The sequence below is a fragment of the Vibrio sp. 99-70-13A1 genome (genome assembly GCF_013114625.1).
Classification (GTDB): domain Bacteria; phylum Pseudomonadota; class Gammaproteobacteria; order Enterobacterales; family Vibrionaceae; genus Vibrio.
Genome location: NZ_VTXD01000006.1, coordinates 63,147 through 76,410, shown reverse-complemented (window position 1 = coordinate 76,410; position 13,264 = coordinate 63,147). Strand labels below are relative to the sequence as shown.

Genomic DNA, 13,264 nt, shown 5'->3' with positions numbered 1-13,264 from the left:
ATGATTGAGCAACATAAATTAATTTTAGCTTCAGGCTCACCACGCAGGAAAGAACTTCTTAGCCAATTGGGTTATGACTTTTCTGTTTTGATTACCGATGTTGAAGAAGTAAAACAAGATCAAGAACTTCCAGAAGAGTACGTAAAACGTCTATCTTTAGATAAGGCGATGGCTGGTTTAGCTTTATCAGAAAGTGGTTCCATTGTACTTGGCTCAGATACAGTCGTGGTCAGCCAAGGCAAAGTGCTAGAAAAGCCAAAAGATTTCAATGACTCAAAGCGAATGCTTGAGCAATTATCAAATAGCCAGCACCAAGTGATGACAGCCGTCTCCGTGGTGACAGGCGAAAAGCAAAAAACAGATGTTGTTATTACAGACGTATGGTTTAAGCCCCTTAGCGAACAAGAAATAGAACAATATTGGCAATCTGGGGAGCCATGCGATAAAGCAGGTAGTTATGGTATTCAAGGACTTGGTGGGCGCTTTGTCACCCGAGTTGAAGGTAGTTTTTACGCCGTAGTCGGCTTACCTTTATTTGAAACAGACCAGCTATTGCAAGAATTTTTATAGTTTTAAAATTTGAGGTGCACCATGAGTGCTGAATTGCTGCTGAACGTGACTCCGAGTGAAACTCGTGTGGCCATGATTGAAGGGGGATCTCTTCAAGAAATCCATGTTGAACGTGATTCGAGACGTGGGATCGTTGGGAACATTTATAAAGGTCGAGTAAGCCGAGTATTACCAGGGATGCAAGCCGCGTTTGTTGATATTGGGCTTGAAAAAGCCGCATTTTTACACGCGTCAGATATTGTCCCTCACACTGAATGTGTTGCTGAAAATGAAAAGAAGCAGTTTCAAGTTCGAGATATATCTGAGCTTGTTCGTCAAGGGCAAGATATCGTTGTACAAGTAGTCAAAGACCCACTTGGAACAAAAGGTGCGCGTTTGACGACGGATATTACTTTGCCTTCTCGCTACTTAGTCTTTATGCCTGGGGCAAGCCATGTTGGCGTTTCTCAACGTATAGAAACTGAATCTGAACGTAACCGCTTAAAGAAAGTTGTCTCTAAATATTGTGATGAGCATGGCGGCTTTATTATTCGTACTGCCGCTGAAGGCGCTGATTCTCATGAGCTGGCTCAAGATGCCGCTTTCTTAAAGCGTTTATGGCTCAAGGTACTTGAGCGTAAAGGTAAGCATAAAGCCCGCACTCGCTTGTATGGTGAGTTGTGTTTAAGCCAGCGTATTTTACGTGATTTTGTTGGTACAGAATTAAGCAAAATCCAAGTTGATTCTCGCCTAGAGTTTGAAAACTTGAAAGAGTTCACTTCTGAGTATGTTCCTGAACTAACAGATAAACTTGAGCTATACGAAGGTGATAAGCCTATTTTTGATATGTACGATACCGAAAACGAAATTCAGCGTTCTCTTGATCGTAAAGTCGAGCTTAAATCTGGCGGATATTTGATCATTGATCAAACGGAAGCAATGACGACGGTTGATATTAATACTGGTGCCTTCGTTGGTCGTCGAAACCTTGAAGAAACCATTTTCAATACAAATGTTGAAGCGACTCAGGCCATTGCTCGTCAATTACGTCTTCGTAATTTAGGCGGCATAATCATCATCGACTTCATTGATATGCTCTCAGAAGAACATCGTAAGCGTGTACTTACTTCATTAGAAGCTGCGCTTGATAAAGACCGAGTTAAAACTAACATCAATGGTTTTACTCAGCTTGGTTTAGTTGAGATGACGCGTAAGCGTACGCGAGAAAGTATTGAACATATCCTATGTTCTAGCTGTCCTACTTGTGAAGGCAGAGGTAGCGTCAAGACAGTGGAAACGGTGTGCTATGAAATCTTGCGAGAAATTACTCGTGTGAACCGAGCTTATGATGCCGATAAGTTTGTTGCTTATGCTTCACCAGCTGTTGCTGAAACATTAGAAGGCGATGAGTCTCACGCGTTAGCTGAGCTTAAAGTCTTTATTGGAAAAGACGTTAAAATCCAAGCTGAACCTCTATATATTCAGGAACAGTTTGACGTAGTCATGATGTAGTGGGTCTTTTGTGAGTTCAGGTCTTACCCGTTTACTGCGCGCACTTTTGTGGTTGGTTGTTACTGTATTGGTCATGTTGGCGATAGCAGTAACAACGTTGCGTGTTGCTTTACCAAATTTAAATAAATATCAATCAGATATCGAATCCTGGGTTAATCAAAACTCAGGATTTGAGTTCTCTATTCAAGATGTGAGTGGCTTTTGGCGCAATACTCACCCTTCTATTGCTATTCAAGGCGTTAAAGCCGTTTTCCCTCAATCGGAAAATTTACAGTTTTCAGTTGATCGCGTAGAAGTTGAATTTGACCTTATTCAGTCAGTTCTGCTTATGCAGCCTGTTGTTACTGACTTGATCATGAATGACATGGCATTGGATGTGCGTTCTTTAGATATTTTAGGTACTAATCCAAAAGATGAGTCATTAGAAACGGCGCAAGAAAGTTTGGATTCTGATGAGTCCTCAAAGTCTAAAATGATAGAAGAGTTAGATAATTTCTTATTGAAAACACTTGTAGACTTTACGGTTAAAGACTCCTCCATCCAATATATTTCTATTTCTGGTGAAGAACGTCAACTCGACATCGAACACCTTAAATGGCGAAATTCAGGTAAACAACATTTAGCTGAAGGCGTCGTCAGTATAAAAGATGCCAACTTAAACTCTTTGTCAGTAAGTGCTAACTTTATTGATAATGGGTCATTAATTGATGTGTCTGGTGAATTTTATGTCACTGCGGACAGCGTTTCAATTCAACCTTGGCTGACTCACTACATGCAGGCCGAGTCTGGTATTAATAGTGGGACAATTAGTTTAAACAGTTGGTTGACACTAAAAAATAGTAAACCTGTTGATGCATATATTGAAATCCTACCTTCAGAGCTGAGTTGGACTGAAGATGGAGATCACGACTTTTTAGTAGAATCTGGCATATTCAAGTTGTCTCCAACTGAAAATGGCTGGCAAGTAAATGGTCACTCACTTAATTTGAGAACGGATGATACTCAATGGCCTGAACTTGATGTGGCGTTTGATTGGCAAAAAGATTTATGGAATTTAAATGTATCTCAAGTTGAGGTGGCTGCTCTTACTCCTTTAATTAAACTTTTGCCTGATTCAGCAACTTCTACCGAATGGATTGAAAGGCTCACCCCTACAGGTGTTATTGAAGATGTTCGAATTTCACTGGGTGAAGAAATAGAAAGTCTTCGTTATTCTGCAAGTTTCCGTGATATGTCATTAAAACAGTGGGATTTATTACCTGGTTTTAATCATGTCTCAGGAAGGGTTTCCGGTTCATCTAATCAAGCATATACCAGCCTGTCAGTTATTGATGACGTATTTCCGTATGGTGAAGTCTTTCAAGCGCCTTTAAACATTAAACAAGGTCAAGTAGACATTGTTTGGCAACAAGATGAATCTGGCTGGAGGCTATGGTCAGATAAAGTCACTGCAGCCACGCCAGATTTGCAAGTGTTGGGCGCGTTTCGCTTAGATTTCCCCAATGATAGTAGCCCGTTCTTATCGTTTTATGGTGAGGCAGATGCGTACAATGTGGGTGAAACTTGGCGCTACTTACCGACTCTCGCGTTAGGGCAAGATCTTACCGACTACCTTTCTACCGCTATCCAAGCAGGTAAAGCGGAAACCGTGAAGCTACTATGGCATGGTGAACTAGCTCAATATCCATATTCAAATAATGATGGTATTTTCCAAGTATGGGTTGGGCTAGAAGAAACGAAATTCAGTTTTGATACAGCCTGGCCACTTATCACTGATTTGCAATTAGATCTCTTATTTGAAAATGATGCTATGTACCTGGACTCTCGTTCTGCACAATTAATGAATGTGAAAGCGAAGCGAATTACAGGACGTATTCCTTACCTCGGTGAAGGCGGGCACATAGAAATTGAAGCCAGTGCTGCAGCTTCTGGTAACGCGGTACGTGACTATATGACATCCTCTCCACTTGTCGATTCAGTGGGTGCGGCTTTAACTGCTTTACAAGTCGATGGAAAGGTTGATTCTAAGTTCCAGCTATACATTCCTTTTGATTCCAATTCAGACTCCCGAGCGTGGGGCTATGCAGATTTAAAAGGTAATCATGTTGATATAGAAGCTCCGCCAATAACCTTGGATAATGTGACTGGTCGAATTGAATTTGATAATGATGTTGTCACCGCTAATGGTTTGGCCGCTGAACTATTAGAGCAAGGTATTTCTGTTGATTTCAAAGGTGAGAATGATGGCGCAGGTTATGCTGTTAGTATTGATGCCCTGGGGGACTGGGATACTGACCCTTTAGTACCGTACATTGGCGAGCGTTGGTTGAATCGTATTTCGGGTCATGCACCTTGGCAAACAGGAATTGATATTCAATTAAATGATATTGGTTTTACTTACCAGCTCGATCTACAGTCTGATCTGAAATTTATTGCGAGTGAATACCCTTATCCGTTAGCGAAAAAATCACTAGAAAACGGATCCTTGAGATTACAAGCATCGGGTAATCAAGAGTCTATTACTGCTCGCTTGCAACTGCCGAATAGCAAGTATCAAACTGAGATTGATATAACTGGTGAAGTGCCGGTTCTGACCGCAACCAATTTAGTGCTCGGTCGTGGTGGATACAAAATTAGCCCTGTCGTTGGGCACCATGCCCTCATTCGCACGGATAAGTTTAACCTGGATGATTGGCTTAGTGTAACCGAGTACTCTGGCGTGGATAGCAAGGCTGTGCTGAGTACCATGAACACACCTCAAATCCCAATGCCGGAGCGAGTTACTCTCGAAAGTAAGCAGTTAACATTAGCGGGTATTCAGTGGAATGATGTCGATTTTAAAGCTCGCAAGCAGAACTCGGCTTGGAAAGTACAACTTAAAAGTCAAGAAGTTGAAGGGGATATCCACTATTTAGAGCCATATGACCTGAGTGTTTCTCTGGATAGATTACACGTGTTTGTTCCTGAATGGTCCACAGAAAAGAAATCAGATCAATTATTAAAAATTAAGGAAGTACAGGCTCCGTTGATCTCAAACTTTGACCGTAAGATCCATGATCTAATGCCGAATGTCACTCTCTTAATCGACGACTTCTGGCTGCAAGGTTATAAGGTCGGTGAAGTGAATGTTGAGCTATTGCGTCAAGAGGATCGTATTGAGTGGAAAAAGATTCAGGTTCGCAGTGGTACGAATAAAGCTGATATTAGTGGTTGGTGGAAACTGGATGGTGATATTAGCCAGTCGACATTGAATGTTGATATCGAAGGTGAAAATAATAGTGAGTTAATGGAGCGTTTTGGTATCACATCTGGGATCCAAAAAGCCCCATTTGATCTTCAAGCGAATATGACTTGGGACGGATCGCCATGGGGAATCAAGACAGATACTTTAGACGGTAACGTCGAGACTAAGTTTGGTAAAGGGATCATTTCTGATGTCAGTGGTGCTGCCCGATTGCTGGGTCTGTTTAGTTTGGACTCGATCATTCGTAAAATGCAGCTCGATTTCTCTGACGTATTTGATAAAGGGATGGCATTTAACTCCATTACCGGTACTGGTGAGTTTCAAAGTGGGATTTTCTTAACCAACGATCTGAATATGGATGCCGTTGCGGGTGAAATGCAGATCAATGGTATTGCAAACTTGAATACTAGATTGGTTGATGCTGAAGTGAATTTCACGCCTGATATCACATCCGGTATTCCAGTTTTGACTGCATTTGCGGTAACCCCACAAACAGCTTTGTATGTGCTTGCGATTACAACGGTTATCTCGCCAGTTGTGGAAGTCTTTACTCAAGTAAACTACTCAGTGAAAGGGCCTTTAGACTCGCCTACGGTTAGTGAATTATCACGAAGAAAAGGTGAGTTTAAATTACCTGAAAAATTAAGAAAGTTAGCCGAATAGATAGCTGTTTTTAATAGCAGCTATTGAGTCAGGCTATACTCAATAAAGAATGGAGCAAACACATGGATAGTGTTGGTTTAATCCAAATGACTTCAGGAGCGGACCCTGAACTGAACTTAGCTTACATCACCAAAGAAGTGATTCGATGTAAAGCTCTCGGCGCTAAATGGGTCGTGTGTCCTGAAAATGCATTAATATTCGGGGCGAAATCCGATTACCACCGATACGCAGAAAAGATCGGCGAAGGTGTTATTCAAACGCAGTTATCCGAATTAGCTAGAGAGCAGCGAATTTGGATTGTGATTGGAAGTATGCCAATACAGACCTCAAAAGGCGTCACCACTACGACATTAGTGATTGATGATTTTGGGGCGATAGTTGCCCACTATGACAAGCTGCATATGTTTGATGTGGATGTTGCAGATGCGCAAAAACATTATCGCGAATCTGATATTTTTACGGCTGGAGATAAAGTCGTTACCGCAGAAACGCCTTTTGGTCACTTGGGTTTGAGTATTTGTTATGATGTGCGATTTCCTAACCTGTATTCGGAATTACGTAAGCAAGGTGCGCAAGTCATGATTGTCCCTGCAGCCTTTACTGCTGTAACAGGTGAGGCGCATTGGGAAGCATTGTTAAGATGCAGAGCTATTGAAACCCAATCTTGGGTTGTTGCTGTTGGTCAGGGTGGTATTCACCCGTGCCGAAGAGAAACCTGGGGTCACTCGATGGTCATTGACCCATGGGGAAGAATCGTGACCCAATTAGGACAGCAAGCAGAAAGTGTGGTGGTCGAGTTAGATATTACAAGTTGTGAATCCATCAGAAAAAATATGCCGATAGCGCAACACACTCGTTTTACCAACCAATTTTAATTTAAATAATAAGAGCTAGATATGAGCATTAGTCAAATTGAAGAAGCGCTACTCAACCCTACAGGGCTTACGGAGCAAGACATCGCAGATACATTAGCGAGCATTGCGACCCGCCAGGTTGATTATGCCGATATCTATTTCCAGTCTAGCTGGCACGAATCTTTAGTACTTGAAGATAGCATCATCAAAGATGGCTCATTCAACATTGATTGCGGTGTGGGTGTACGCGCTGTTGCAGGTGAAAAAACAGGTTTTGCTTATTCAGACCAAATCCAACTTGAAGGTCTGAAGCAAAGTGCTATTGCTGCTCGTGGTATTGCACAGCAAGGTCAAAGCGCTTCAGTTCAAGCGTTTAAACGTAATCAAAATCAAGCTTACTATGATGCTGTAAACCCACTAGCGAGTTGGGAAAAACAGCAGAAGACAGAACTATTGAAATCATTAGATGCGTACATTCGCACTAAAGAGCCAATGGTTACGGAAGTATCGGTAAGTTTGAGTGGCGTTCATGAGCAGATGCTTGTTGCCGCAACCGATGGAACTTACGCCGGTGATATCCGCCCGTTAGTTCGACTATCTATTAGCGTGCTGGCACAAAAAGGTGATCGCCGTGAAAGAGGCAGCGCTGGTGGCGGTGGTCGTTTCGGTTACGACTTCTTCTTATCTGACCAAAATGGTTCTAAAGTCGCTTTCCAATTTGCAGATGAAGCGATTCGCCAAGCATTAGTCAACTTAGAAGCAGTTGCTGCACCAGCTGGTGCAATGCCTGTTGTATTAGGCTCTGGTTGGCCTGGTGTTCTACTGCATGAAGCCGTAGGTCACGGTTTAGAAGGTGATTTCAACCGTAAAGAGTCTTCAGTGTTCTCTGGTAAAGTGGGCGAGCAAGTAACATCTAGCTTATGTACTATCGTGGATGACGGCACGCTAACAGACCTACGTGGTTCACTGAACGTGGATGATGAAGGTGTGAATGGTCAATACAATACCTTGATTGAAAAGGGTGTGCTAAAAGGCTACATGCAAGATAAGTTGAACGCACGTTTAATGGGTGTTGCGCCAACAGGTAATGGTCGTCGTGAATCATATGCACATTTACCTATGCCGCGTATGACAAACACATACATGTTGCCGGGCGAGCATACACCGGAAGAAATTATTTCAACGGTTGAGAAAGGTATTTACGCTCCAAACTTCGGTGGCGGCCAAGTTGATATTACTTCTGGTAAATTCGTATTTTCTGCATCAGAAGCTTACATGATTGAAAACGGAAAAATCACTCACCCAGTGAAAGGTGCGACGTTAATTGGTTCTGGCATTGAAGCCATGCAGCAAGTTTCTATGGTGGGTAATGATCTAAGCATCGACCGCGGTGTTGGTGTGTGTGGTAAAGCGGGGCAAAGTGTACCTGTAGGTGTTGGTCAGCCAACATTGAAGCTAGACTCTCTAACTGTCGGTGGTACAGAGTAAGCCGAACCTCATATCGGCTTAGTGAAAACTCATTCGCTAAAAATGAATAGATAAAATAACGAATAGCTATACCAATAATAGATAAGAAGCGCCTCCATTGTGAGGCGCTTTTTTATTGGTTTCGATTTATATCGGCTTTAGGTTAAACCTGTTTAGAATCTGCATTTTGGGATACGACAGAGGTATTACATATTCTCTTCTGCAAACTCGGCTAGTCGGCTGCGCACTACTCCATTTAAATGAATATTCGCGCTGCCTTCAAAGTTTTTAAATCTTTCTACCATATAGGTGAGACCAGAAGTCACTGGAGTAAGATAAGCCGAATCAATCTGCGCTAAATTACCAGAGCACACAATCTTGGTGCCTTCACCACAACGGGTAATAATAGTTTTGATTTGAGAAGCGGTCAGGTTCTGGCATTCATCCAATAGCACGAAGGCATTTTGGATGGATCGTCCACGCATAAAGTTGATCGACTTAAATTGGATGTTGGCTTTGTCACAAATGTATTTCATCGAACCTTCAGTACAGTGATCGTTTTTGTGTAACGCTTCGAGTGTATCGGTTACTGCTGCCAGCCAAGGAAGCATTTTCTCTTCTTCTGTACCTGGTAAAAAACCGATGGACTCACCAATATCTGGAGTATTTCGAGTCACTATGATCTTATCGAACATCTTGCGTTCGATGGTTTGTTCAAGGGCGGCAGCCATCGCTAATAACGTTTTACCGCTTCCCGCTGCACCGGTTAAGATCACCAGATCAATGTCAGGATCGAGCAGAGCATCAATCGCCATGCCTTGATAAACATTCTTAGGAGTAATGTCCCACGCTCTGCGGTTCATTATCCTTTCTCGGCTTAAATCTCTCAGCGTTATCTGTTCTGTGGTAATTTCTTCCACTCGCCCTGCAAAGTCACTGTCTTGGTCGATGATGTATTGATTAATAAAAGTCGGCTCAAAAGGTTCTCTATCCATGGTATGCAGCGTTTTACCTGCAATGTTTCGGCTTTCTACATTCTCTATACCATCCCAAAATGTGCCTTCAAGCTGTTGAAACCCTTTCGTTAAATATTGAATATCATCAATTAATTGATCGGTTTGATAGTCTTCAACAAAGCGAACGCCAGCGCCTTTAGCTTTCAAACGCATGTTGATGTCTTTAGTGATGAGAACGACTTCACGAGGCGCTCGTTTATTCTGTAAATAGATAACAGCGTTGAGAATTCGATTATCGCCCGCTTTATCATCATTGAAAGCTTTGACCGTTTCTTGAAGCTCATAATCTGCAAGTATCGAAATGGTGCCAGATGCTTCAGTTCCTTTATTCCCTGAACCTTGTATGTCTTTAGAAAAAGGGATGCCTTCAGATATTTGGTCAGGAGTAGCATCGTGAAAAAGATCTTCTAAAGTTCGAATGGCAACCCGAGCATCGCGAGCTACATCGCGCTTACTGTCTTTAATTCGATCGAGCTCTTCGAGGACTGTCATTGGAATGACGACATCATGCTCTTGAAATGAATAAATCGCATAAGGTTCATGAAGTAGGATATTGGTATCTAAAACGAACAGTTTCCGTGTGGTATCGCCCATAGCATCTCCTTGCCGAAAGTCGGCTTGTATTGCATTGATTGAATACGGGTTTAAGTCGTTAAGTATTAGAGTAAGTGTAGATAAATACTTAACCAATGAGGCAAATTAAAAAGTATTGGGCTTGGTATTTTTATTTGAAATACGCTCCATACCGTCACTTCTATTAATCTGCTATCTATAGATTAAGCATGAATTTTTTTCAGTTTTATTTCATTTAAGAAAACTAAAAAAAAGCATGGAAATAGCGACCTTTAGACGTGACCTAAATCACAGCATCAAGTAAGATTAGCGACCTTTTTCTATACCATTCTCTAACAAGCTTTATTATCGAGCGTTGATTAGAAAAGTGGCGGAAAGTTGAACGTTTTTTCACTACTATAAAAATAGCCATTTTGAAAAAGACCAAATTACACACATTAAGATGAGGTAGTCGATTCATGACATTTGCTTTGGGGCAACGCTGGATTAGCGATACGGAAAGCGATTTAGGTTTAGGTACCGTTGTAGCAATGGATGCTCGCACAGTTACAATAATGTTTGCGGCGTCAGAAGAAAATCGTGTGTACGCACGAACTGAAGCACCCGTAACCCGAGTAACGTTCAATGTCGGTGATGTCATCGAGTGTCAAGAAGGTTGGTCTTTGAGCGTCGAAGAAGTGATTGAAGATAAAGGTCTTCTTACTTACTTAGGCACGCGTACAGACACTGAGGAAGGCGGCATTGTTCTTCGTGAGATCTTTTTGAGCAATCAAATTCGTTTTAACAAACCTCAAGATAAATTGTATGCCGGTCAGATTGATCGCATGGACAACTTTGTTTTACGTTACCGAGCACTAAGCAATCAATATCAACAGCATAAAAGCCCTATGCGTGGCTTATGCGGAATGCGTGCAGGTCTAATTCCTCATCAGCTTTATATTGCTCATGAAGTCGGTCGTCGTCATGCACCGCGAGTATTACTCGCTGATGAAGTTGGCTTAGGTAAAACCATTGAAGCGGGTATGATCATTCACCAACAAGTGTTGGCTGGTCGTGCTGAGCGAATCTTAATCGTTGTACCCGAAACGCTGCAACATCAATGGCTTGTTGAAATGATGCGTCGTTTTAACCTGCATTTCTCTATCTTTGATGAAGAGCGCTGCATCGAAGCTTTTGCTGAATCAGATAACCCATTTGATACTCAGCAATATGTACTTTGCTCTCTTGATTTCTTACGAAAAAGCCGCAAACGTTTTGAACAAGCACTTGAAGGTGAATGGGATTTACTGGTTGTTGATGAAGCTCATCACCTTGAGTGGAGCCAAGAAAAACCAAGCCGTCAGTACCAAGTTATTGAAGGTTTAGCTGAGCAAACGGCTGGTGTCTTATTGCTTACCGCCACACCTGAGCAGCTAGGTCGTGAAAGCCACTTCGCTCGTCTTCGTTTATTGGATCCTGATCGTTTCTATGATTACGAGGCTTTTGTTGCAGAAGAAGATCAGTACGCACCCGTTGCAGATGCTGTAACGGCTTTGTTCTCAGGAATGAAGCTTGAAGATAGCGCTAAAAACCAAATTACAGAGCTATTGTCTGAGCAAGATGTAGAGCCACTATTCCGCATTATTGAAGGCGATAGCCTCGAAGAAGAAAAAGCAGCGTCACGCCAAGAGTTGATTGATAACTTAATGGATCGCCACGGCACTGGACGTGTGTTATTCCGAAATACGCGTGCTGCGATTAAAGGTTTCCCTAAGCGAAACGTACATTTACTGCCAATGGACATCCCGTCTCAGTACACTACTTCAATGCGTGTATCTGGCATGATTGGTGGAAAGATGGCTCCTGAAGCTCGTGCCATGAAAATGCTTTACCCTGAAGAGATTTTTCAAGAGTTTGAAGGGGAAGATTCAAGCTGGTGGCAGTTTGATTCTCGCGTTAACTGGTTACTTGAAAAAATCCAAGAAAAGCGCAGTGAGAAAGTGTTGGTTATTGCTTCTCGTTCTAGTACCGCTCTGCAATTAGAGCAAGCTCTGCGTGAACGTGAAGGTATTCGTGCCACAGTCTTCCATGAAGGCATGTCTATTATTGAACGCGATAAAGCAGCGGCGTATTTTGCACAAGAAGAAGGCGGAGCGCAGGTTCTTATTTGTAGTGAGATTGGTTCTGAAGGTCGTAACTTCCAATTTGCAAATCAACTGGTTATGTTCGATTTGCCATTTAACCCAGACTTATTAGAGCAGCGTATTGGTCGTTTAGACCGTATTGGTCAATTGCGTGACATTGATGTGCATGTTCCTTATCTGAAGGGTACATCTCAGGCAATTCTTGCTCGCTGGTTTGATGAAGGCTTGAATGCTTTCGCTGAAACTTGCCCAACTGGTCGTACCGTGTATGACAAATTCTCAGGTGAACTGATTTCTATGCTTGCTTCAGGTAACACTGAGCAGCTTGATGAAGTCATTGCAGAGTCTGCAAAACTGAATAAAGCGTTAAAATCGGACCTTGAAAAAGGTCGAGATCGTCTATTAGAAATGCATTCTAATGGCGGCGATAAAGCGCATGACATTGCAGAGAAAATAGCTTCTACGGACGGCGATACAAACCTTGTTACTTTTGCTTTGAGCCTATTCGATACGATTGGTTTGAACCAAGATGATAAAGGCGAAAATGCGTTAGTAGTAACACCGTCAGAGCATATGATGGTACCAAGCTACCCTGGCCTGCCTTATGAAGGGGCAACGATCACATTTGATAGAGAAACAGCGCTTTCTCGTGAAGATATGAACTTCATTAGCTGGGAACACCCGATGATTCAAGGTGGTATTGATTTACTACTCAGCGAAGGCGTGGGCACATCTGCGGTTTCATTATTGAAAAATAAAGCGCTGCCGGTTGGCACCATTTTACTTGAGCTTGTATACCTTGTGGATGCGCAAGCGCCTAAACGAAGTGGGATCAGTCAGTTCTTACCTAAAACGCCAATTCGTCTAATGATGGATGCTCGTGGTAATGACCTATCTGCTCAAGTGGAATTTGATAGCTTTAACCGTCAATTAAGTCCTGTTAACCGACACCTGGCAAGTAAGCTAGTAAGCTCAGTTCAAGCCGATATTCATAGTTTGATTGAAGCTGGTGAAGCTCAGGTATTGCCGAAGGTTGAGGAAGTGAGAGAGCAAGCTCAACAAGACATGCTGGCGAATCTTAATGGTGAGTTAGAACGTTTACAGGCCTTGAAAGCGGTTAACCCTAATATCCGTGATGAAGAACTTGAAGCGATTGAGACTCAAATTACTCAACTAACGGGTTACATCAGTAAAGCGCAAGTACAGCTAGATTCATTACGTCTGATTGTGGTTTCTCATAATTAATCAGTAATAAAAGCATCA

7 protein-coding genes are annotated in these 13,264 nt (G+C 42.3%); 6 read left to right on the top strand and 1 reads right to left on the bottom strand.

The genetic code is table 11. The features are described from left to right. Window positions 1-3: 3 nt before the first annotated feature. The 5 genes from F0226_RS06585 (at window position 4) to tldD (ending at window position 8,310) form a co-directional block, all read left to right on the top strand. Entirely contained in the window at window positions 4-570 is a 567-nt protein-coding gene (locus F0226_RS06585; RefSeq protein WP_345776510.1) for a Maf family protein, read from the top strand. Between the two features lie 21 nt (window positions 571-591). Beyond that, window positions 592-2,061 carry a ribonuclease G gene (gene rng / locus F0226_RS06580; RefSeq protein WP_171734900.1) on the top strand — a complete coding sequence of 490 codons (1,470 nt, stop codon included), beginning with the start codon at window positions 592-594 and terminating at the stop codon, window positions 2,059-2,061. Window positions 2,062-2,071: 10 nt separating this feature from the next. Then, a complete protein-coding gene (locus F0226_RS06575) occupies window positions 2,072-5,968 on the top strand; it encodes a YhdP family protein (RefSeq protein WP_171734899.1) in 3,897 nt (1,298 codons plus the stop codon). Window positions 5,969-6,030: 62 nt separating this feature from the next. Beyond that, complete coding sequence (locus F0226_RS06570) at window positions 6,031-6,843, top strand: carbon-nitrogen hydrolase family protein (protein WP_171734898.1); 813 nt, start codon at window positions 6,031-6,033, stop codon at window positions 6,841-6,843. Between the two features lie 21 nt (window positions 6,844-6,864). After that, a complete protein-coding gene (gene tldD / locus F0226_RS06565) occupies window positions 6,865-8,310 on the top strand; it encodes a metalloprotease TldD (protein ID WP_171734897.1) in 1,446 nt (481 codons plus the stop codon). Between the two features lie 185 nt (window positions 8,311-8,495). Here tldD and F0226_RS06560 read toward each other — a convergent pair whose 3' ends face one another. Further along, a complete protein-coding gene (locus F0226_RS06560) occupies window positions 8,496-9,899 on the bottom strand; it encodes a PhoH family protein (protein ID WP_171734896.1) in 1,404 nt (467 codons plus the stop codon). Window positions 9,900-10,336: 437 nt separating this feature from the next. Here F0226_RS06560 and rapA point away from each other — a divergent pair, with 437 nt between their 5' ends. Further along, on the top strand, window positions 10,337-13,246 hold the full coding sequence (gene rapA / locus F0226_RS06555) for an RNA polymerase-associated protein RapA (protein ID WP_171734895.1): 2,910 nt from the start codon (window positions 10,337-10,339) through the stop codon (window positions 13,244-13,246). Window positions 13,247-13,264 lie beyond the last annotated feature (18 nt).